This window comes from Rufibacter roseus (assembly GCF_001647285.1).
GTDB classification, from domain to species: Bacteria; Bacteroidota; Bacteroidia; order Cytophagales; family Hymenobacteraceae; genus Nibribacter; species Nibribacter roseus.
The window spans coordinates 205,089-226,358 of sequence record NZ_LRML01000009.1 but is presented as its reverse complement, the minus strand read 5'-3'; the positions used below and the strand labels follow the sequence as shown (position 1 = coordinate 226,358).

Annotated in this window: 18 protein-coding genes; 11 read left to right on the top strand and 7 right to left on the bottom strand. The window is 46.3% G+C overall.

The features are described 5' to 3' along the window. Positions 1-9 precede the first annotated feature (9 nt). The 5 genes from A8O23_RS14870 (at position 10) to tnpA (ending at position 6,711) form a co-directional block, all read left to right on the top strand. Entirely contained in the window at positions 10-819 is an 810-nt protein-coding gene (locus A8O23_RS14870) for a class I SAM-dependent methyltransferase (protein WP_066622598.1), read from the top strand. Between the two features lie 162 nt (positions 820-981). Further along, a complete protein-coding gene (locus A8O23_RS14865) occupies positions 982-1,455 on the top strand; it encodes a GNAT family N-acetyltransferase (RefSeq protein WP_066622597.1) in 474 nt (157 codons plus the stop codon). A 149-nt stretch (positions 1,456-1,604) separates the two neighbouring features. Continuing rightward, positions 1,605-2,828 carry an FtsX-like permease family protein gene (locus A8O23_RS14860; RefSeq protein ID WP_066622592.1) on the top strand — a complete coding sequence of 408 codons (1,224 nt, stop codon included), beginning with the start codon at positions 1,605-1,607 and terminating at the stop codon, positions 2,826-2,828. Between the two features lie 219 nt (positions 2,829-3,047). Continuing rightward, a complete protein-coding gene (locus tag A8O23_RS14855) occupies positions 3,048-5,990 on the top strand; it encodes a DEAD/DEAH box helicase (protein WP_066622591.1) in 2,943 nt (980 codons plus the stop codon). A 280-nt stretch (positions 5,991-6,270) separates the two neighbouring features. Further along, the gene (tnpA, locus tag A8O23_RS14850; RefSeq protein ID WP_066622590.1) at positions 6,271-6,711 is read left to right on the top strand and encodes an IS200/IS605 family transposase; all 441 of its coding nucleotides are present in this window, start codon (positions 6,271-6,273) and stop codon (positions 6,709-6,711) included. Positions 6,712-7,023: 312 nt separating this feature from the next. Here the strand turns inward: tnpA and A8O23_RS14845 are convergent, their stop codons facing one another. The 3 genes from A8O23_RS14845 to A8O23_RS14835 form a co-directional block, all read right to left on the bottom strand. After that, positions 7,024-7,638, bottom strand: a complete 615-nt coding sequence (locus A8O23_RS14845) for a DUF2939 domain-containing protein (RefSeq protein WP_066622589.1) — start codon at positions 7,636-7,638, stop codon at positions 7,024-7,026. Between the two features lie 205 nt (positions 7,639-7,843). Further along, positions 7,844-8,503: a hypothetical protein gene (locus A8O23_RS14840; RefSeq protein WP_066622588.1), complete on the bottom strand. Its 660-nt coding sequence runs from the start codon at positions 8,501-8,503 to the stop codon at positions 7,844-7,846. 175 nt (positions 8,504-8,678) lie between these two features. Continuing rightward, the gene (locus A8O23_RS14835; RefSeq protein WP_153042222.1) at positions 8,679-9,338 is read right to left on the bottom strand and encodes a hypothetical protein; all 660 of its coding nucleotides are present in this window, start codon (positions 9,336-9,338) and stop codon (positions 8,679-8,681) included. A 376-nt stretch (positions 9,339-9,714) separates the two neighbouring features. On the opposite strand from A8O23_RS14835, the gene crtD reads away from it, so the two are divergent. The 4 genes from crtD to A8O23_RS14815 all read left to right on the top strand — a co-directional run bounded on the left by crtD (position 9,715) and on the right by A8O23_RS14815 (position 13,416). After that, on the top strand, positions 9,715-11,202 hold the full coding sequence (crtD, locus tag A8O23_RS14830; RefSeq protein ID WP_066622586.1) for a 1-hydroxycarotenoid 3,4-desaturase CrtD: 1,488 nt from the start codon (positions 9,715-9,717) through the stop codon (positions 11,200-11,202). Continuing rightward, positions 11,199-11,879, top strand: a complete 681-nt coding sequence (locus A8O23_RS14825) for a carotenoid biosynthesis protein (RefSeq protein WP_074988394.1) — start codon at positions 11,199-11,201, stop codon at positions 11,877-11,879. The genes crtD and A8O23_RS14825 overlap by 4 nt, the downstream gene beginning before the upstream one ends. A gap of 191 nt (positions 11,880-12,070) precedes the next feature. Then, positions 12,071-12,691 (top strand): TetR/AcrR family transcriptional regulator, encoded by a 621-nt coding sequence (locus tag A8O23_RS14820; RefSeq protein ID WP_066622585.1) that lies wholly within the window; start codon positions 12,071-12,073, stop codon positions 12,689-12,691. A gap of 116 nt (positions 12,692-12,807) precedes the next feature. Further along, the gene (locus tag A8O23_RS14815) at positions 12,808-13,416 is read left to right on the top strand and encodes a TetR/AcrR family transcriptional regulator (RefSeq protein WP_066622583.1); all 609 of its coding nucleotides are present in this window, start codon (positions 12,808-12,810) and stop codon (positions 13,414-13,416) included. Positions 13,417-13,526: 110 nt separating this feature from the next. On the opposite strand, the gene A8O23_RS14810 is transcribed toward A8O23_RS14815, so the two are convergent. From A8O23_RS14810 to A8O23_RS14795, 4 genes are all read right to left on the bottom strand, one after another. Continuing rightward, positions 13,527-13,769 carry a DUF6952 family protein gene (locus A8O23_RS14810; protein ID WP_066622581.1) on the bottom strand — a complete coding sequence of 81 codons (243 nt, stop codon included), beginning with the start codon at positions 13,767-13,769 and terminating at the stop codon, positions 13,527-13,529. Between the two features lie 10 nt (positions 13,770-13,779). Then, positions 13,780-14,097, bottom strand: coding sequence for a thioredoxin family protein (locus A8O23_RS14805; protein ID WP_066622579.1), 318 nt, complete (start codon positions 14,095-14,097; stop codon positions 13,780-13,782). Positions 14,098-14,240: 143 nt separating this feature from the next. Then, positions 14,241-14,942: a hypothetical protein gene (locus tag A8O23_RS14800; protein WP_153042221.1), complete on the bottom strand. Its 702-nt coding sequence runs from the start codon at positions 14,940-14,942 to the stop codon at positions 14,241-14,243. Between the two features lie 417 nt (positions 14,943-15,359). Then, positions 15,360-18,227, bottom strand: a complete 2,868-nt coding sequence (locus A8O23_RS14795) for a M16 family metallopeptidase (protein ID WP_066622577.1) — start codon at positions 18,225-18,227, stop codon at positions 15,360-15,362. A gap of 435 nt (positions 18,228-18,662) precedes the next feature. On the opposite strand from A8O23_RS14795, the gene A8O23_RS14785 reads away from it, so the two are divergent. Next, positions 18,663-19,373, top strand: coding sequence for a M15 family metallopeptidase (locus A8O23_RS14785; RefSeq protein WP_066622575.1), 711 nt, complete (start codon positions 18,663-18,665; stop codon positions 19,371-19,373). A 122-nt stretch (positions 19,374-19,495) separates the two neighbouring features. Beyond that, a complete protein-coding gene (locus A8O23_RS14780; protein ID WP_239693418.1) occupies positions 19,496-21,040 on the top strand; it encodes a glycoside hydrolase family 10 protein in 1,545 nt (514 codons plus the stop codon). The last annotated feature ends 230 nt before the right edge of the window (positions 21,041-21,270 follow it).

Here is a 21,270-nt window from a genome sequence, read left to right as displayed (position 1 = left end):
AACCCACACATGCAATACGACCCTATTAAACGCGTATTGGGCGAAGCGTTCAACAAAACGCCTTTCCTGCGCAAGCTCTTTTACAACCTGCTAGACCTGTTGCTGCTGCGTACGTGGCATATTCACAAAGAGCTAAGAGCCTGGGCCAAAGGCAAGCGCCAGCAGCCTATGAGAATATTAGACGCTGGCTCTGGCTTCGGGCAATATTCTTACTACCTCTCTGGCATGAGCAAGCAATGGCGCGTGCTGGCCGTTGACGTAAAAGAAGAACAGATAGAAGACTGCACCAACTTCTTCCGGAAGATTGACCGCCACAACGTGCAGTTCCAGATTGCTGATTTGGTGCGGTTCCAGACACCTGAGCCGGTTGATTTAGTGCTGAGTGTAGACGTAATGGAGCATATTTTGGAAGACGTGGAAGTGTTCAAAAACTTTTATGCCTCTATGAACCCCGGCGGCATGGTATTGATTTCCACACCCTCTGACCAAGGTGGTTCTGACGTACACGGCGACGAGGAGAGTTCGTTCATTGAAGAGCACGTTCGCGACGGCTACAACATTCAGGAAATTCAGGACAAGCTGAAAAGCGCCGGCTTTAGCCGCACCGAAGCTCATTACTCCTACGGCACTCCTGGTAAAATCTCTTGGCGCCTGAGCATGAAGTACCCTATTTTGATGCTGGGGACTTCAAAATTATTTTTTGTGCTTTTGCCATTCTACTACCTAATTACGTATCCGTTCTGTTTGTTGCTGAACTACCTTGACACCCACGGCAAACACGCCACCGGCACAGGGCTTATTGTGAAAGCCTGGAAATAAAGGAAGAGCAGACAGAGCTTCAGCAGGAAATATAGCGTTTTAGGCATGTTTTCTGAAAACTAGGCTGGAAACGAATCTTGTTTTTCAGATATTTACTGGCATTAAAGATCACGCTCCTGGTCTGATAATATTTGTTTGCTTCATGTCTTATACCCATTTTCCATGATAGAGCTAATCAGAACAGATTCTACCCATCATGATTTTACTGAGCTGGTCATGCTGTTAGACGCCGACTTGCATGTGAGAGACGGAGATGACCACTCGTTCTTTGCGCAGTTCAACAAAGTGGATAGCATAAAGCACGTAGTAGTGGCCTATTACAAAGAGTGTGCGGCAGGTTGTGGGGCTATCAAAGCTTATGCAGAAGGCGTAGCCGAAGTAAAAAGAATGTTTGTGCTTCCTGAATTCAGGGGGCAGGGGGTTGCAAACCGTGTCTTGGCTGAACTGGAAGCTTGGGCTGCTGAGTTGAACTTCCAGAACTTGATACTTGAAACCGGAAAGGCAATGCCCGAGGCAATAAGGTTGTACACCAAAAACGGCTATCAGATCATACCCAACTACGGACAGTACAAGAACATTGAGACCAGTATCTGCATGACGAAAGCAGTAGAATCAGAGAAAGTACTGGAGCAGTAGTAGCATACTATTCTTGCCTCCTGCGCCTGCTCTTTCTCAGAAAACATAACCCTTTCGCCACAGAACAGTAAACCGAACCTGACGAATGGCTGGAGCGGAATTCATTCATCCACCCATTCACTCCATTACTCATTCACTCATTTGTATAGATGAACGTTGCCCTATTAATAGCCAAACGGTATTTCTTCTCTAAAAAGAAGCGCAACATCATCAATATCATCTCTGTTATTGCCATGATTGGCGTGGGCGTGGGTTCCATGGCTTTAATTGTGGTACTGTCAGTATTCAACGGTCTGGAGGATCTGATTAAATCTTTGTACGGCAAGTTCGATCCCGAAATCAAAATCACTGCTGTTGAGGGAAAATCTTTTGAAACCGACAGCGTTTTTCTGGCTAGAATAAGAAATACGCCGGGAGTTGCCCTGCTTACCGAGGTGATAGAAGACAATGCCCTGCTGCGCTACAACGACCGCCAGATGGTGGTGAAGGTAAAAGGCGTAAGCGACAATTTCTTTCAGCAGAACCAGATTGACTCTGCTATAGTAGACGGTCATTACCTGCTCAAGCGTAACGGGCAGCAGTACGCCCTTATTGGGCGCGGAGTGCAGTATCAACTTTCTATCCGGCCCGAGAACCCTTTTTCACCCCTACAGTTTCTTTACCCAAAGGCGGGCACCAAAACCATTATTAATCCAGAGAATGCATTCAGGCAGTTGGGCATACAGGCAGGTGGCGTATTTGCCATTGAACGCCAGTATGATGACCAATATGTGTTTGTGCCCATTGCTTTTGCGCAGGAGTTGCTGGGCTATGAGAACCGACGCACTGCCCTTGAGGTGAAAACCGAGAACCAAAAAAATATAGACAAGGTTAAAGCAGCGCTTCAAAAAACATTGGGCCAAGATTTTCAGGTGCTGAACAGTGAAGAACAGCACGTAAGCCTTTTAAGGGCAGTGAAAGTAGAAAAGCTGTTCGTTTTTGTCACCTTCACGTTTGTGCTGCTCATTGCCTCTATCAATATCTTCTTCTCGCTTTCTATGCTGGTGCTAGACAAGCAAAAAGACATTGCTATTCTAGCCTCATTGGGAGCTGACAGTAATACCATCCGGCGTATTTTCTTAACCGAAGGAGCCATCATAGCTTTTACCGGCGCTTTTGTAGGGCTAGCCTTAGGGGGAACCATTTGTTGGGTGCAGCAGACCTTTGGCTTAGTGTCAATGGGTATGTCTACCTCAGTTGTAGAAGCTTACCCCGTGCTCATGCGCCCATCAGATTTTCTGCTGACCGGGGCAGCCATTATTCTTATTACGCTTATTGTATCTATTCGCCCCGCCAGCCGGGCTGCCTCACTCTCAGTTAGAGATCATATCTAGCCGCAACTACCTATTGCACAACAGCGCAAGCTTTCTTCTCTAAACGCAAATGAACAAAAGTGGTAACTAAAACATAATGTTAGCGCTTTTAGGCTGATTTGCAGAAAACAAGGCTAAAACAGTAGGCATGGCAACGTGTGGCAGCTAATAATTTTACTATTTTTTTCGTGGGGTAAGGATTTTGTCGTATTTTCAAAGTTGCGTTAGAATTCCTGCAACATGAAAGTTTATACCACACAGCCTTTTCAAGTCATTTATTCTCTTTTTGAGCATGAATACTTGGGCTATCTGTTTGAGTCTTTTGTGGTTCAGGTAAATTCTAAAAAACAACTCACGCTCCAGCACCAGAACATCTCCAGCAAAAACGCTGATGAATTCGCCAGCCGCCTAGACAAAACTGATTATAAGCTGATTGTTCTCATAGATGAAATTCAGCAAGATGCGGTATTCAAGAAATTTGCGGTAAAAAAGTCTACTCTCTCTGAGTTCTTTTTCAAAACCTATGATCCTTTAAAAGGAGATAAAGCGCTGCAAGAGAACATTAGCCACTACATACAAGTGCGTATGGCTAAAATTCTGGAGCTGCTTAAGGGCAAGTACACCTTTATCATGGGTAAGGATGGCGAGCCCACCTGGAAGAGAATACACGTAGCCGAAGAAAGAGCTACCGTTTTGTTTCATTTCCGGCGTAACGATGACAATACCCACTATTTCCCTACCATTAAATATCAGGGCGAAAAACTGGAGTTCCAGTACCAGAACGCAGTGCTGGTTTGTATGGAACCTGCCTGGCTGCTCCTAAATGACAATCTCTATAGTTTTGAGAAGCAGGTAGACGGTAAAAAGCTGCAGCCTTTCCTGAACAAGAAGTTCATTATGGTGCCCCGCAACGTAGAGGAAAGCTATTACCGTAAATTTGTGGCGCCGCTGGTAGAACAGTTTGATGTGCATGCCAAAGGCTTCGAGATAAAAACAGAAAGGTACGCACCCCAACCGCAACTGCAGTTCTCAGAATTGCCCCTGTCAGAGCCATCGCCTGCGCTTTTTGCTACTAACAGCAGAGAAGCGGAAGAGGAGCCTGAACTACGAGCTCCCTCAGATGCTGATAAAATCGTATTCAAGCTGCATTTCAACTACGGTGATTTTACCGTGGGCGCGCAAGAGTCTAAAAAGATCAGCGTGAACGTGGAGAAAACACCAGACTCCTACGTTTTCCACCGCCTGCACCGCGATTTAGACCAAGAGAAGTTTTTCTTGAAAGAGCTGGCCAGCCGCGGCTTGGAAATCCGGAATGGCAAGGCTGTTCTGGACAAGCCCAATGCCTTTGGGTGGCTGAACAACTACGCCAAAGCCTTGGAAGAATTGGGCTTTACGTTGCTGCAGAACCAGTCTGAAAAGAACTATTTCATTGGCGAAACATCCGTAACCGTTGGCATCAACGAAACCAACGACTGGTTTGACATTTACGGTACCGTGCGCTTCGGACCTTATGAGATTCCGTTCATCAAGCTCCGGAACCACATTCTCACCAAGCAGCGCGAGTACAAATTGCCCAACGGCCAAATCGCCATCATTCCGGAAGAATGGTTTACGCAGTACCTGGAGCTCTTTGCTTTCTCTGAAGGCGATGATGAGCTGAAGCTGCGCAAGCACCACCTATCGCTGGTCAGTGACCTGCAGAACGGCAACTTGGCCAGCGTGACCATGAGCCGTAAATTGGAGAAGCTGCGCGAGTTTGAAACCGTAGAAGACAAACCCCTGCCCGCCGGTTTTAAAGGTGAATTGCGCCCGTACCAGAAGGCTGGTTATAATTGGCTGCATTTTGTGCAGGAGTTCCACTTCGGCGGCTGCCTAGCAGATGACATGGGTTTAGGGAAAACCGTACAGACGCTGGCCATGCTGCAGCACCGCAAAGAGAACGGTGCCCAAAGCGCCTCCTTGCTGGTCATGCCTACTTCTTTGATTTATAACTGGCTCGCCGAGGCTCAGAAGTTCACGCCGCAGCTGCGCATATTAACCTACACCGGTACGTACCGCAACAAAACCGTGTCGCAGTTCAAGCATTATGACCTGGTGCTGACCAGCTACGGCATTGTGCGCCTGGACCATGAAATTCTGAAGCGGTACATGTTTGACTACGTGATTCTGGATGAGAGTCAGGCCATCAAGAACCCTAACTCCAACACATCAAACTCCATCAGAGAACTGAATTCAAAGCATAGGCTAATCTTAACGGGTACGCCCGTAGAGAACAGCACTCTGGATCTTTGGAGTCAGATGTCGTTTATAAACCCAGGCTTGCTGGGCACCCAAAATTTCTTCAAAAAGGAGTTCCTGCGGCCCATTGAGAAACTGAAAGACGAGCATAAAACCAAAAGGCTCCACGCGCTCATCAAGCCCTTTATTTTGCGCCGCCATAAAAGTCAGGTGGCCACCGAACTGCCCGAGAAAATTGAGCATGTAACCTACTGCAAAATGACTGAGGAGCAGGAGCATGCCTATGAAGAAACCAAATCTTATTACCGCAACAAGATTCTGAAGAACATTGAGGAGCACGGGGCCGCTAAATCACAGTTCATGCTTTTGCAGGGCCTCATGAAACTGCGCCAAATTGCCAACCACCCCCGCATGGCCGATCCTACCTATGAGGCCGAATCGGGAAAGCTGGGAGAGGTGCTGCGCCTGACGAAGACCGTTGTCAATGAAGGACACAAAGTTTTAATCTTTAGCCAGTTTGTGAAGCACCTGGACATTGTTCGCGCCGCCCTGGATGAACGCAAAATTACATACGCTTACCTAGACGGTTCCACCAAAGACCGGCAGGCACAGGTGGAGCGCTTCCAGAAAGACCCAAATCTGCCCGTGTTCCTGATCAGCTTGAAAGCCGGTGGCGTAGGCCTCAATTTAACCGCCGCCGACTACGTGTTCATTCTGGACCCTTGGTGGAACCCCGCCGTAGAGGCCCAAGCTGTAGACCGTGCGCACCGCATTGGTCAGCAGAATACCGTGTTCACCTATAAATTCATTACCAAGAACAGCGTGGAAGAGAAGATTCTGGCCCTACAAAGCAAGAAACTCCAGCTGGTGACCGAACTCATCTCTACCGACGAAGCCGTGATCAAAAGCCTGACCAAAGAAGATATTGAGAGCTTGTTGAGTTAATGCGTTTTCATGCTGTTTTTGAGAAAGTAAGCGGGAAACGCAATAGCGGTTTGGCTAAAGCCGATAAAGGGGGTGAATCTTTAAAAATGGGTTGAAACCCATTCCTATTCAAATTGTACAGAATCACTACTATCTAATAGTGTTTTTGTGCTTTAACTGTGTCTGCTGCAAATTTCAATAGAGTGTAATTCATGAATAGAAATGGGTTTCAACCCATCAAAAGATTTGTATTTATATCCGGCTTTAGCCAAACAAAATCTTTACTAAATTCAGTTTTCAAATGCCGTTTATAAAGGTATATGTTCACTTTGTGTGGGGCACCAAAAACCGAGAGCCTCTGCTCGACAATAAAGATGTACGGCTAAAAGTTTGGAACCACATAAGAGAAAATGCTCAAGAAAAGGGAATCTTTATTGACTTCATCAACGGCCATGCAGATCACTGCCATTGTCTGATTTCATTAGGAGCAGACCAAACTATCCAAAAAGTGATGCAATTAATTAAAGGAGAGTCATCTTTTTGGATTAATAAGCATCAACTAATCTCATCAAGATTTGAATGGCAAGATGAATATTATGCCGTTTCTGTATCTGAATCTATGCTGGACAAAGTGCGTGAATACATTAAAAAGCAAGAGGAACACCACACCAGAAAAACATTCATGGAAGAGTGTGAGGAACTAATCTTAAGACACGGGTTTGTAAAAATACGTGATAACTAAATTTTTAAATTATTCGGCTAAAGCCTTTATTTCCACAATCTCCTAAATGGGTTGAAACCCATTTCTACTTATAAATATTTTCAACTATACATTGTAAAACGAATAGGAATCAATATAACATTAAATGAGTTTAGGTTCACTTTGGAAGTTCCTCTTTGGTATTACTAATTGCATCATCTCTTATAGAAGAAAAACCATTCATTGCATCTTAATCTGAAGCAACAACTTCTGTCAAAGCAAATAATAACCGCCTGTTTTAGCCCTCTTTTCCAGAAAACAGGGCTAAAACAGGCGGTTGTGGTAGAAACAAGGCTATTCCTCTTTCTTCCGGCCAATGGTAATCAGTTTGGGCAGCACCTCTTTGAAGTTTGGCACGCCAACTACCTGCCAATAATCACCTTTGTCAATCATTCTAAGATCTACCATGATAGACTCTGTCTGATTCACTGGCCTAACTTTTAAGCTGACTATAGCTACTGAGTCATCTTTCTCTACGTTTTCAATGCCCTCAAATTCAAGCTTAGGCAATGTTTTCTCATTGATCACTTTGCTGACCGGCAGGTGCTTTACCAAGTCTGACAGCTCAGGCACCTTTTGATCTGTGGCGGTTTCAAACCCGTTGATCAATTCCTGCCGCACGGCGGTAGTTACGCTACGGCGTAGTTTCAAGCCTTTCCCAATCAAGGAAACTGGGCCGCGCAATGCCTCTGGCAGAAAATCCAGCACCATGTTCTGGCTCTCTTCCACAATGCTTTGCGAGGTGCGCTTAAAGTCAATGTACTTCTGCAGCTTTTCGGTGTCACGGGCTTCCAGAGCTTCCCTTATTTGCAGAAGAGAGGCCTCTGGGCTTGTTTTAGAAAGTTGATAGTACCAGTAGCCGCCTGCCACCAAACCCACCAGTATTAATAGAAAAACAATTTTTTTCATAGGTTTTTTGAGTCAAGAAATTACTAAAATAAACTTAAAAGATCTTCCTGCTTTACCGCGGCACCTTTGCCTGTAGCTGGCCTGAGCGGTGTACGTGCCAAACAGCAATTTGTGCTACTTGCATGCAGGCCTACTATTAGAAAAAGGAACAGCTGCCAATAATAATTGACAGCTGTTCCTTTTTCTTTTGGCTTAATAAACGTTGTTATGCCTTAAGTCTTCTGTAAGGAAACTTCTTGGAAGCTTTGCGCATAATAGTGTTGATAATGCTGTTCGTATCACTTCCTAACCCTCTAGAGAGCGTTTTCTCGTACTTCCACAACAATTCTCCGGTGGCGCCATCATAAATGTTAATACCTGTTTTACCAGAGTTTGTAGCTCCGTAGAAGCCTACTGCCAAACCCAAAGCCAAGGCAGCACCATCAGACATTGGTTTGTCTGTACTGAAGGTACCCATAATCACACCGTCTACGCCTAAAAGTTTGGCTAACTCTGCCGGAGTAAAAGACTTTATAGTTTCAGCGGTAACATTGTTCTTTAACAGAATAGCGTTGGTAGTGTTGGCATCCTGAAAATTCACGAAGTAATCATCTTTGGAGCTAACTTTCAGAAAGTAAGTCTGCAGAGCGCTCTGCACCGCTAAACCTTCGTTTTTTTCCATTTCTTTTAGCCGCTCCGGGCTCATGTTCTTCATTTGGTTAGGTCTCAAGCCAATAGAAGCATCAAACGGAAGAATTGCCAATGTTTTGTGTTCTTTCGCCAGAGTATTGAAAGATGGATTGGTGTAAATTTCTCTGGTTTGGGCAAAGCCGGATACACTAATGAACAACGCCACTAGAAGTAGAAATGCGCCTCTGTTTTTCATAAATAATAAAGTTATAAAGGGTTTGTATGGAAAAGAATGTTTATGCGGTAATGCTAGAGCTAACAAACTAAGACACTGATCTTAACACCTGATCTGTTTTTCTTAAAGATAAAATAGCTCCTGCACCAAAAATAAAATAAAAAAGGATTTAATTGTTCTATTGAGCGAAATATAACTAAGCCTTCATCTTAGCATAAGGTATTTTTCTGGTGGCTTTACGGGTGATAGCCCTTACAATAGTATCTGTGTTGCTTCCCAAGCCTCTAGACAGTCTCTTGTCATAACTCCAAAGTAAGCTACCGGTGGCGCCGTCAAATATTTTTAAGGTAGCGTTACCGGCATTAGTAGGGCCGCCGTTGCTTATGCCGGAAGTGAAGAAGAAGGTGTACATCATCATGGCCATGGCAGCACCGTTAGACAAGGGCTTTTCAGTCACCATAGTGCCCGTAATTACAGCATCAACCCCAAGTAAATGGGCTAGCTCAGTGGGCGTGTGCTGAATTATCTCTTCGGGCGTAATCCCTTTCTCCTCCAACAGTGCATTGGTTACACGTACATCCTGCACAGTCACTACTTCCTCTTCACTGTTGATCTTGTTCAGAAAATGAACATGAAGCGAACTTTGCATAGCTCGGCCGTGGCTTTGCTCTAATTCAGCGTGCTGCTTGGGTGTCAGCCTCTCCATTTCCTTCGGCCGAAGGCCTAACCGTACATCAAAAGGCAGAATGGCAATAGTTTTATGTTGCTTGGCCACCACACCGAATGACCTACTGGTATAGATATGCCTTGATGCATGGTTGCAGCTTTGTAAGCTTGAAGCGAGTACAGCAACCATAATTAATAGAAAACTGGTGAACTTCATATGAGGTAATAATGAGTTGTTTCTACTACTTGATACAAAGGCGCTGCAAGTGGTTGCTTAGGCGTAAAAACTTTTCAGCCTGACCTTGCTACTTCTTTATAAAGTTTTGTTGTAGACCTGCATTACCTATGTTTACCCCTACTGAATTTTATTATTTTTCCAGAGCAGCTAAGCAAGAGAAGCCCTGAGGAAGGAACAGTGTACAAACCCAAAGCAGAGCTACCTGTTTCAGGCTTATTTTTCTAAAAACAGGCCTAAAATAAGTGCTCTGTATCTAGAAATGGCAAAACAATTATAGCTTAACAGAAGTTAAGTACCCAAAACAGTATGAATCTGTGTAGATTGGCACATGGCAAAAGCAGCAGTAATAGGTTCAGGCATAGGCGGAATAGCAGCAGCCATCAGGTTAGCAGTGAAAGGGTATGAGGTCACTGTGTTTGAGGCAAATGCAACGTTTGGCGGTAAAATGACGCAGTTCACGCTGCCCGGCGGTTACCGTTTTGATGCCGGCCCATCTTTGTTCACACTGCCGCACTTGGTAGACGAGCTTTTCTCTTTAGCAGGCCGCAATCCGCAGCAATATTTCCGATACCAAAAGCTACCCGTAGTCACGCAATATTTCTGGCCAGACGGTACACAGCTTACAGCCTATGCCAATGCCCAGGATTTTGCGCAGGAAGCAGAACAGAAACTGAAAGTACGCAAAGAGCACTTACTCCGTCACCTACAGAAAGTAGCGCGCCTCTACCACGCCACTGCCGATACCTTTCTCCACAAATCGTTGCACAGAGTAGGTACCTACCTTAGCTCAGATGTCTTGAAAACTTTGCCTGCCTTGCCGGAACTGGGGCTTATGACCACCATGCACGCGGCCAATGCTCAGGCTTTTGAAGATCCCAGGCTGGTACAGCTTTTAGACCGTTATGCCACCTACAACGGCTCTGACCCATACCAGGCGCCCGGCACCCTTAATCTTATCCCGCACCTGGAGTTCAACATTGGTGCGTTTTATCCTGAGGGAGGCATATACGCCATTGCCAAAAGTCTGGTAAAACTGGCGGAGGAGCTAGGGGTGAAGTTCAGATACCAGGAGCCCGTTCTGGAAATAGTTATCAGCGAAAAGAAAGCAGTAGCAGTTAAGACTCCCAAAGGAGATTTCCCTGCTGAGGTAGTAGTCAGCAACATGGACATTGTGCCTACCTACCGGAAGCTGATACCCACTCAACCAGCCCCCAAGAAAACATTGAACCAGCCCCGCAGCAGTTCTGCCCTCATTTTTTACTGGGGAATTGCGCGTGCATTCCCGGAGCTGGATTTACACAATATCTTCTTCAGCCAAGATTACTGGCAAGAGTTTGAGCATATTTTCAAGAAGAACACAGTTGCAGATGACCCTACGGTGTATGTCAACATCACCTCCAAATTAAGCCCCGCTGACGCACCAGCTGGACACGAAAACTGGTTTGTGATGGTGAACGTACCCCATAACAGCGGGCAAGACTGGGGAAAGCTTATTCAGCAAACACGGCAAAGCGTACTCAAAAAAGTGAGTAAAGTGTTAGGCACTGACGTAGAACAGCTCATCACAACAGAACGGGTATGGGATCCAAAAGGTATTGAGGCCGATACCTCTTCGTTTGCAGGCGCTTTGTACGGCAGCAGCTCTAATAACCGCATGGCCGCTTTTCTGCGCCACCCAAACTTTTCGGGTAAGATAAAGGGGTTGTATTTTGTAGGCGGAAGCGTGCACCCTGGGGGTGGTATTCCGCTCTGTCTGCTTTCCGCTAAAATAATGGGCGATTTAGTACCCAAGGTTCCAACAACAGTTTCAGCATGAGGTTAACGGCGTTTCCCGCTTCTTCTGACGTTCCATCCAGACACAGGTATTTGCCTTTGGCCATTGGGGTGTTACTTCTTTTTTATAGCGTTGGTTTTTGGGGCTTGGGTTTTAGCAGTTATAAAGCTTGGTTTCAGGCCTTAGTTCCGTTCAATCTGCTGTTGACCTACACGCTGCTGTTTCTTTTTCACCGAAGCTGGAACCGCAGCTTTTACTTATTTGCCGCCACCGCCTGGTTGGCAGGTATGGCCTTTGAGTGGGTGGGGGTACATACAGGGCTTATGTTCGGCGAATACGTTTATGGGTCTACCTTAGGCTGGCAACTGTGGGCGGTACCATTGCTGATTGGTGTTAATTGGCTTATGTTAGTGTACAGCTCGGGGCATTTATTAAAACGATTAAATATTCATTGGTTTTTCCGTGCCATTTTGGGTGCCGGTTTAATGGTGCTTTTAGATTATTTCATGGAGCCCGTGGCCGTTCATTTTGACTTTTGGCAGTGGCACCATGAGGTGATTCCCTTCTCCAACTTTATTGGGTGGTTTTTAGTGGCGTTATTATTACAAATCCACTTCCATAAAGCGAGCTTCCGGAAAAACAATGCCATAGCCCACTGGGTTTTTCTGGTACAGCTACTCTTCTTTGCCGGGCTCCACCTTCGCCTTTTAAGTTTATAGGCTCTCTTTGCTTTTATTATCTGGTTCTATCCTAGGTGCTGAATTGTATATTTTATACAATGAATCATATTTTTAACGGAATCCTCTACTTAACATAAGTGCGGTTAATACTGATTTTTAAATCATTGCCAGTAGAATAGCAGCTCTTTTCAAAAAAATATTATATTTGTTTAGAGGCTAGTGGATGGTATATGGAACAGGAACTGACACGGGAATCACTGCTGCGCGAGGCCATGGCAGTGTTCTGCACAAATGGGGTCAAAGATCTGACTGAACGGAGAATTATGCAGGAATTCAATCTGCTTCCGGCAGAGTTCCATGCTTGGTTTTCTGACAAGGAAGATTTTATCCGGCAGGCGGTAAGTTTATATTTAGAAGAGCAAAAGTCGGTTCAACTGTCGTTACTGGAACAAGCTAAACACCCCATTGCAGAGCTCATGCATGTGATTAAACACCACACCTCGCAGCTGCAGAAAATCAACCCCAACTTCTTTGTTCAAATTCAATACCTGTACCCGCGGGTCTGGACTCTGTACCTGCGCCACATCCAGATGCACTCATACCACTTGTTCTATGAGTTACTCAACAAAGGCATACGGCACGGCATCTTTCGCCCAGATTTGAATATTGAGATAGTGACCAAGGTTCTGCTGGAGCAGATAAATGTACTGCTGAACCACTCATTGTTCCCGCCTCAACGGTACAACATGGCAGAGGTCTTTAGAGGCATCTTTCTGTATTATCTGAAAGGTATCTCCACAAACCGGGGTGATATGGAACTCGAAAACTTCTTTTCTGATTTCTCTATGTAACTGGGCCCTGTGGGCAGGCGCAGCTATGTCAATTGGCAGCAGACGCTAAATTTTTCAATAATAAAAACTACTTTAGCCTTCTTTAGTAAAGAAAGGGAAGGGCAAAAACAGACGCAATGACTTTTAAACAAACGGTTTTACAGGAATTACTGACTCTTTTCAGGAAGGAGGGGCTTGCTCATTTCACTGAGCAGCAGGTTATTAACCGTGTTGATATTTCTTCGGCCACATTCAAGGAGTTCTTCAAAAACATGGAGGACTTAGTAGGCCAAGTGGTTCTGTATGACATTGAAGTTAGGAAGCAGGAGCATGAACTCCTTTTCAGCAAAGAGTCCAGCCCCTTAAGAAAGCTGTTGCTGATAGTGAAGGTAGGCTTGGAGAACCTGAGTAATTCTCAGCCTACGCTGCTCAAAGAGATGATGGAGACGTACCCCAAGGTATGGAACATGTATTGGGAGCGTTCCAACACCTACACCGTACAACTGGTGCATGAGCTGTTGAATGATGGCGTAGTGCAGGGCGAACTGCGCAGGGACATTAACATTCAGTTAGTGACCAAAATCATGATTGAGCAACTGTCACTGGTGGTGAACCCTAACATTTTTCCGCCGGAAAAATATAATATTGCTGAAGTCTTCAGAAGTATTTTTTTGTACTACATCAGAGGTCTTTGCGCCGACAAGGGCATGAAGATAGCCGAGGACTTCTTCGCTTCTCTTAAATAACTCTTCTTGCCTGTTGGTGTTTTAGGGCTATTTTTGGCAAAACAGGTGTAAAACAGAAAGCGCCTGCCATTATACATGGCAGCGCTTTCTGTTTTAAAGAGGCTTGAGTTCTAGCTGATAGATACTCTTACTTTTTGGGTGAACTCGCGCAGAGCGGTTTTGAAATCAGTGTTGTGGTCACCCATGTGGTTCAGAATCCAGATAGCCCCGAACACGTGGGTCAGTTTTTCGCCTTCATCGGCGCCTTCAATTTCAAAAGCAGTGGGTTCTTCATTGATCAATTGCTCTTCGGCTTCGCGAAGGCTGTCAATGGTTTGGGTTTCCACCAGTTTTTTGATAGCGGGTATTTTCATGAAATAATTTCTAGCTTAATTTACGAACCATGTCTTGCACGTACTCTTCTTTGCTGGTGGCAGTACCTTCTACCAATTCTCCGTTTTTAAACACGGCAAAGAAAGGAAGGTTGGTTACACCAGCCAGCTTGCGGGTCTCGGGGCTTGTTTCTGCGTTTACATCCACAAAAGCCACGCCGGCAAACTCCTCGTTCTCTGACATGCGCTTAAACTTTGGAGAGAAAAGGCGGCAATTGCCACACCAGTCTGCAAAATATTTTACCACTACGCGCTCGTTGTTCTGAAGCACACTCTGAAAATCTGCATCGGTTGCTTGTATAACAGCCATAGGAATATTCTTTTAAGTTAAATTTTACTTCAAAAATTTCTGGGTGCAAAGGTAACGTTTTTGGCGCACTTTCTCGAAAACAGGCCTAAAACAGCACTAGTTCAATTTTGAAAAAGCCGCCCCTCAACCTAATACTACCTTCGTTATTTTTTGTTGACAGAATCTGGATTGCTCCCGAAAAAGCCGCCTCTGCCTCTTCTAGATACTTTCGTCTTTAGGGTAATCTGCTCCACTACTTTTTTTTTGGGAAAAGAAATTTGCCATACGCCAGCAATCTGACCTTCTTCATAACCATTGGGTTTGCCCTGTGCCGAGAAAACCCGCAGTTTCTCCAGGCTTGGTGCCGAAAAATCCAGCAGGCTTGGCTCATCACAACTCGCACAGTTACGGCGCTTGATAACAATTGGTCGCTGGTATAAAAACTCCTGATCTCGTACCGAAAGCTGCACATTAGCCTTAGGTGCCCCCTTCATATCAGATAGGTTGTGCTGGGAGAGGTATTGCTTGGCTTCAGCTTCCGTGGCAAATTTTAGGCGTGTAAGCTGGGCGTTGTAGCGCTGCAGAATCTTCTGCACCATTGGCAGCTTAGCGGGATCACCCACAAACAATTCCTGCTCTTTGGGCTGCGCCTCGGCTAGCTGCAGAAAAGCTCCTTCAATGAGACCGACAATAGTGTCACCGGCGGCTAGAGCGCGGGCCTCCATATCTTCCTGGGTAATGCGTTTTACTTTGTGTCGTTCTGCTTCTACGGCCATTTCTTTGCCACGCTCCAGCTTCTCTGGCTCACAGGCCGCCAACAAAAAGCCAAAACCTACTATTCCTAAAACCACTTTCCTTTTGCTCATAGCCATTTGTTTATTCTTCGCGCGCAGAATTATGTACTGCAAAGATGCCACTCCCAAGGGTATTTGTCAATTAACCGGTGCCTCCCGTTTCTGTTTTGGGCTTTTTTTGAGAAAAACAGATCTAAAACGGAAGTCAAAAGAAAAGCCCGCTGTTTTACAACGGGCTTTTACTACACAACAACTAATGTACTTTAAAATTAAGTTCTTGTTTTAGGCCTGTTTTTCAGAAAAGAGACCTAAAACACAAAATCTTGCTCATGAGCCGACATTCGTTTTGCCTGTGAGAACATCAGAGCCATCAGGTTAAGGGACTAACATCCCTTTGAATAGCCTTCACCAAGCCAAAGGCTATTATGCTTGTTGGTGAGAACACCAACAAGGGCGGCAGTTTATTAGCATCATCCTCAATACAAGGAATCATTTCACCTCCAACACTACCGGCTCTCCTAACCCCAAGCTCTTAAGACCAGCCAACTGAGTTTTGGCATCGCCTACCACTACATAAATCATTTTGTTAGGATCAATATAGTTGGAGATCAGGTTTTTGGCCTGGGCATAGCTTAAGTTCTGGATCATGGTTTCGTTCTGCTTCAGGTAATCAGTAGGCAAGTTGTAGGTGTCAATGGTTTCCAGCAGGTTTACCAGTGAGCCTAAAGTTTCATAGCCTAAGGCAGTCTCACGAAGCAAGGCACCTTTTGAGGTGTTTAAGTCTTCTTCAGTGTAGGTGGCGCCGTAGCTTTTCAGAATTTCCTCAATGGTTTGCAAAGACTCTTTGGTCACGTTGGTACGCACGCTGGTGGATGCCACAAACGTACCCGGTCCGCTTGGCCGGCGCGAGAAGCCAGAAAAGGCTCCGTACGTATAGCCTTTCTGCAGACGCAGCACATTGAACAGGGTAGAAGCCGAACCTGCACCAAGCTTGTGGTTAATGGCTTGCATTACCGGATACTCTTTTGAACCCACCGGTACCGCTACGTAACCCGCATAAATCACCGACTGCTTAGCTTCTGGCTGATCAATGAAGTACAGACGCGCTTTTGGTTTAGTAGTAGTAGTTACGGGCGTAGGCAAGGTCACTGGCTTGGCGGCCCACTTCTGCTCCAGGCTTTTTAAGGCGTTGGAAACTTCTGCCTGATTTACCGCACCGGCCACCATAAAGCTGGAGATGCTAGGCGAGAAGTTCTTCTGGTAGTACTCTTTCAGGTCTTGCAGCGTCACGTTCTGGGCAGTCTCCAAGCTACCGGTGGTAGGGTAGGCAAAGCGGCTGTTCTCACCGTACAGCACTTTATTGAAGGCCAGCGAGGCAATGGCTGTTGGGTTGGCATACGTTTGCTTTATACGGTTAATAGCGGCTTGCTTGGCTTTGGCGAACTCAGCTTCATCCCAACGGGGCTCCAGCAGAATTTCCTCTACCAGCTTTAGTACTTCAGGGAAGTTACGTGCCAATGTATTACCTGAAATAGTAATGTCCTCTGAAGAAGAGCTAACGCTGATGAACGCACCCAACTGGCCAATGGCTTCTTCCAGCTGCTGCGGCGTTTTGTTTTTGGTGCCTTCCATGAGCATGGCATCCAATAAGCTGGCCGTACCAATTTTGTTTGGCTCATCTAGCTGCATTCCGCCTTTAATTCTGATGCTGAAGTTGACCAGCGGCAGCTCGTTCTGCTCAATGCCGTACACCTTCATGCCGTTCTTTAACTGCGAAGTCCAGATAGCAGGAGGGGTGTAGGAGAAGCTGTTGCTCAACTCTGGCATTTTGCTGCGGTCAATTTGAGACGGCGTTTTGGGGAACGAGGTAGGTTCTTTTGCGGTGTTGGCCCCTTCGGCCCCAGCCACTATTTTCTCTTCCACCACATCAGCTTTTTGTGCTCCAGCCAAGGCTAATTCTTCCTGACCTCTGGGCACAAAGCTGGTAGCAACGTACGGTTTGCCTTTAATGTACTTGCGGTACACGTTCATGATGTCTTCGGCGGTTACCGCCTGCGTCATTTCCACATCTCTCTTAGCGAAACCAGGGTCACCGGCAAACTCGTTGTACTGAGCCAGCTGGAATGCTTTGTTCAACAGACTGGCAATGCCGTTGTACAGCGCTGTCTCCTGCCGAATTTTCAGGCGCTCCAGCTCTTTGGGGTTAACGCCATCACGCTCAAACTTATCTAGGGCGGCGAAAACAGCAGCCTGCACCGAATCTAGGTCTTTGTTATCAAAGGCACGCACTCTAATGCGGAACGTACCGGCTATTTCAGCGGAGGTCTGGCCAGCAGAGGCACCCGGAGCCAACTTACGCTCTTCCACAATCACTTTCTCAAACGGAGAGTTTTTGCCATCGGCCAGTAGACTACCTAGCATGTCAAGGGCATAAGAATCTTTGTGGTACTGCTCTACGGTTGGGTACACCATGGTCAGCTCCGGCAGATTTGCGAAGTTATCAACATGGTAAAGAGACTTTGTAGATGAAAGCGACACTGGCATGGGCTTCAGTGGCTCCGGCTCTGGCTTCTTCTTCAGCTCTCCAAAGTATTTTTCAATCAGCGCTTTGGCTTCATCGGTTTCAAAATCGCCGGTGAGCACTAAGGTGGCGTTGCTGGCGCCGTACCATTTCTCGTAGAATTCTTTTACATCGGCTAGGGTAGCGGCCTGTAGATCATCCAAGCTGCCAATTACGTCCCAGTTGTAGGGGTGGCTTTCTGGGTACAGGTTTTTCAGAATCACGTAGTTGGTGTGGCCGTACGGTTGGTTGTCTACGCGCTGGCGCTTTTCATTTTTCACCACCTGCTTCTCGTTCTCCAGTCCCCACTCGCTCACGGTGTTTATGAAGAAACCCATCCGGTCAGACTCCATCCAGAGCACCCGCTCCAGCGCGTCTTTCGGCACTACCTCGTAGTAAACAGTTCCGTCAGTAAACGTACCGCCATTAAACGAGCCGCCAATCTGGTTGATGTTCTTGATAAAGTTGCCCTTGCCTACGTTCTCTGAGTTCTGGAACAGCATATGCTCAAAGAAGTGGGCAAAGCCAGTGCGGCCTGGTTTCTCGCGGCTGGAACCTACGTGGTACATAATAGCTACCGCCACTTTAGGGTCTGATTTGTCTTGGTGTAGCACCACATCCAGACCATTGTCTAGCTGATATTTGGTGTAGGGCAGGTTGAACTGATCTGCCGCTGAGGCAGCATTGGTAGAAGCCGGTGCTTTGGCTGTCTCGTTGCTGCGCGAAGTCTTACAGGAACTGAGCCCCACGCTGCCAATGAGCAAAGCAAGGCCGGCGGTTCTAAGCGTTTTATTCATGGTAGAAATGAAATTTTTATTCAATGGCTGGCTTTTCTGCCAAACATTAGTTTATGAGTCGGAGAAAGTTACCAATAATTACACCTAACCCCAAAGTGGCACATCAATGGTACTGTGAAGAACTCAACTTCTGATGCACTTTTATCTAGCCAGCTCAGGGCACAAATTCGTACTCTACCACTGTTTTAGGCCTACTTTTTAAAAATAAGGGCAAAAACACTTATCTTAGATTCTTATTGACCTGCAGCAAATGCCTGCCACTGCTCCTCGTTACATGAAAAACCGAAAACTAGTTTTCATACTTTTTACCATAGCCGCCTTTCTAGCTTTTGTCTCTTTAAGTATTACTTACTACACTACAGGCCGCATTGAATGGCTGAGACTTCTAACTTTTATGATCTCCGGTATTCTGGCTTATGTGGTCTATCAAAGAAAATGAAAAAGTTCTGCCTTGCGCTCCTGCTGTTTTGGAGTATAGCCGCCGCCAGTGCCCAAACTAAATCGGCACTTTATATTCCGAAAAACAAATACGGCCTACCCGTCATTACTTCGGTAGAACTATACCGCCAGCACGTGGCGCAAAACCCCAGCCATGAGTTGGTGGAACTAAAATCTTATATTCCAAGTCTGGTGCTGGATATAAAATATGCTACCTCAGATAACCTGGTAAAGGAGCCGGTGTACAAATTAGCCACTGCCTATGCCCGTAAACCAGTAGCCGACGCCTTGAAAAAGATACAGGCAGAATTAAAGCCGCTGGGGCTGGGCCTAAAAATTTACGATGGCTACCGGCCTTATAAAGTAACCGAGATTTTCTTCAGAAAAGTGAAGAAGAAGGCGTACGTAGCTAATCCCAAAGACGGCTCCAGGCATAACCGCGGCTGCGCTGTTGACTTGACTTTGATAGACCTTAAAACCGGCAAAGAGCTGGAAATGCCCACCCCGTATGATGCTACCGTGGTGCAGTCACACCCCAACTACCCACACGTTACGGCAGAAGCTAAGAAAAACCGCGCCTTGCTCATTAAAGTAATGGAGCGAAACGGCTTCAAAGTATTCCACACAGAATGGTGGCACTATGACTTTAATGATTGGAAAAGTTACCCATTGATGGACATTTCTTTTGAGGAGCTAAAAAAGAGTTAGGCATTTTTTTTACTTACAGCAGCCACTTTATAAAATTTAATTAAAAAATAGGAGCTGAAGGTTGTAACAGTCTTAGAAAGGACTTTACTTAAAGGTCTATTCCACTAAACCTTCACCTACTTATGATGCACCTTTCTAGAGCACGGGCAGTTCTATTGTCCTTACTGCTTTTCGTTCTGCTCTCTCTTTCCTCCACTGCCCAAGTAGCGCCTAAACGTGAGTTCAGAGGCGTCTGGATTGCTACCGTGGCTAACATTGACTGGCCCAGCCAACAGGGGCTTTCGCCGGTAACGCAAATGGAAGAGTTCCGCTACATTCTGGACGAGCACCAGAAAACGGGCATCAACGCTGTTATTGTGCAGGTTCGCCCTACTACTGATGCCCTGTACCGCAGCAACAAAGAACTTTGGTCGCACTGGCTTTCTGGTAAGCAAGGGCAGGCACCAAATCCTCCGTATGACCCGCTGGCATTTCAGATTGAGGAGGCCCACAAGCGCGGCATGGAATTTCATGCCTGGTTTAACCCCTACCGCGCCACCCATGACACCATCAGCGAGAAAATACATAAAGACCATATCACCAAAACAAAGCCTGACTGGTTTATCACCTACGGTGGAAAGAAATACTTTAAGCCGGGCCTGCCTGAAGTGCAGCAATACATTGTAGGCGTGATCATGGACGTGGTGCGCCGTTATGATGTTGATGCCATTCATTTTGACGATTACTTTTACCCGTACCCCACCAAAGACCCGTTCCCCGACGATGAAGACTTTGCCAACTACGGAACCGGCTTCACAGATAAAGCTGACTGGCGGCGCCATAATGTAGATGTAGTTATAAAAGCCTTAAGTGACAGCATCAAAGCCGAGAAACCTTACGTAAAATTCGGCATCAGTCCGTTTGCCATTTGGCGCAATCAAAGCCAAGACCCCCGCGGCTCAGACACCAAAGGCGGTATCAACAACTATGACGATTTATATGCGGACGTGCGGGGCTGGATGGAGAAAGGCTGGATTGACTATAACGTGCCGCAGCTGTACTTCCACATTGGCTACCCTGTCGCTGATTATGCCAAAATGCTGAACTGGTGGGCTAAGAATAGCTTTGGCAAGCATAACTACATTGGGCAGGGTACCTACCGCGTCAATACCGATGCTCGTTTTACCGAATGGCATGATCCATTGGAATCTGGTAGGCAGTTGCGCCTGAACCGTTCTACGGAAGGCGTGCACGGCAGCGTGTACTTCAGTTCTAAATCAGTCATGAACAACCCGCTGGGCGTGCAAGACAGCCTTCGGCAGAACTTTTACCGCATGCCGGCCCTCATACCTACCATGCCATGGCTGGATAGCATACCTCCAGTGGCTCCTAAAAAAGTAAAGGCTACGGCTACCAAAGAGTGCGTGGCGCTCACGTGGCAGGCTCCAGAAAAAGCGTCAGACGGAGATACCGCCCGCTACTATGTTATTTACCGCGTGCCTCAGGGTCACCTCATCAACAAAGAAAATCCGGCACACATTCTTACGCTACACTACGGCCAAGAAACCGGCTACTCAGACAAAACCGCAAAGCCAGGTGAGCGCTACACCTACGCCGTTGCCGCTGTTGACCGCCTGCACAACGAAAGCCCCCTCTCTGAAACCTCCAACGGAAGAAGAAAGAAGTAATGTTTAATGTGATAATGACTAAATGTGTTGATGTGCTAATGATTTCCGGTCATCCCGAGCGATAGCCGAGGGATCTAACGAGGAGATAGTTCTGAAAAGGAGTCTCTATTCTTAGCAACTGTATTAAAATAGGCTTTAAAGAAACAACTAAGCCTGTTTCTGTTGGAGTTTGTGAGATCCCTCGGCTACCGTCCGGAAGGCATGCAGATAGGGCAGAAGCTTGAACTTGA

Excerpts from the sequence above, each read along its gene's own strand:
- crtD (WP_066622586.1), top strand. The coding sequence starts at position 9,715 with ATGGCAAAAGCAGCAGTAATAGGTTCAGGCATAGGCGGAATAGCAGCA.
- A8O23_RS14780 (WP_239693418.1), top strand. The coding sequence starts at position 19,496 with ATGATGCACCTTTCTAGAGCACGGGCAGTTCTATTGTCCTTACTGCTT.
- A8O23_RS14845 (WP_066622589.1), bottom strand. The coding sequence starts at position 7,638 with ATGAAAAAAATTGTTTTTCTATTAATACTGGTGGGTTTGGTGGCAGGC.
- A8O23_RS14815 (WP_066622583.1), top strand. The coding sequence starts at position 12,808 with ATGACTTTTAAACAAACGGTTTTACAGGAATTACTGACTCTTTTCAGG.
- A8O23_RS14825 (WP_074988394.1), top strand. The coding sequence starts at position 11,199 with ATGAGGTTAACGGCGTTTCCCGCTTCTTCTGACGTTCCATCCAGACAC.
- A8O23_RS14870 (WP_066622598.1), top strand. The coding sequence starts at position 10 with ATGCAATACGACCCTATTAAACGCGTATTGGGCGAAGCGTTCAACAAA.
- A8O23_RS14860 (WP_066622592.1), top strand. The coding sequence starts at position 1,605 with ATGAACGTTGCCCTATTAATAGCCAAACGGTATTTCTTCTCTAAAAAG.
- A8O23_RS14785 (WP_066622575.1), top strand. The coding sequence starts at position 18,663 with ATGAAAAAGTTCTGCCTTGCGCTCCTGCTGTTTTGGAGTATAGCCGCC.
- A8O23_RS14865 (WP_066622597.1), top strand. The coding sequence starts at position 982 with ATGATAGAGCTAATCAGAACAGATTCTACCCATCATGATTTTACTGAG.
- A8O23_RS14800 (WP_153042221.1), bottom strand. The coding sequence starts at position 14,942 with ATGAGCAAAAGGAAAGTGGTTTTAGGAATAGTAGGTTTTGGCTTTTTG.
- A8O23_RS14855 (WP_066622591.1), top strand. The coding sequence starts at position 3,048 with ATGAAAGTTTATACCACACAGCCTTTTCAAGTCATTTATTCTCTTTTT.
- A8O23_RS14805 (WP_066622579.1), bottom strand. The coding sequence starts at position 14,097 with ATGGCTGTTATACAAGCAACCGATGCAGATTTTCAGAGTGTGCTTCAG.
- A8O23_RS14795 (WP_066622577.1), bottom strand. The coding sequence starts at position 18,227 with ATGAATAAAACGCTTAGAACCGCCGGCCTTGCTTTGCTCATTGGCAGC.
- tnpA (WP_066622590.1), top strand. The coding sequence starts at position 6,271 with ATGCCGTTTATAAAGGTATATGTTCACTTTGTGTGGGGCACCAAAAAC.
- A8O23_RS14810 (WP_066622581.1), bottom strand. The coding sequence starts at position 13,769 with ATGAAAATACCCGCTATCAAAAAACTGGTGGAAACCCAAACCATTGAC.
- A8O23_RS14840 (WP_066622588.1), bottom strand. The coding sequence starts at position 8,503 with ATGAAAAACAGAGGCGCATTTCTACTTCTAGTGGCGTTGTTCATTAGT.
- A8O23_RS14820 (WP_066622585.1), top strand. The coding sequence starts at position 12,071 with ATGGAACAGGAACTGACACGGGAATCACTGCTGCGCGAGGCCATGGCA.
- A8O23_RS14835 (WP_153042222.1), bottom strand. The coding sequence starts at position 9,338 with ATGGTTGCTGTACTCGCTTCAAGCTTACAAAGCTGCAACCATGCATCA.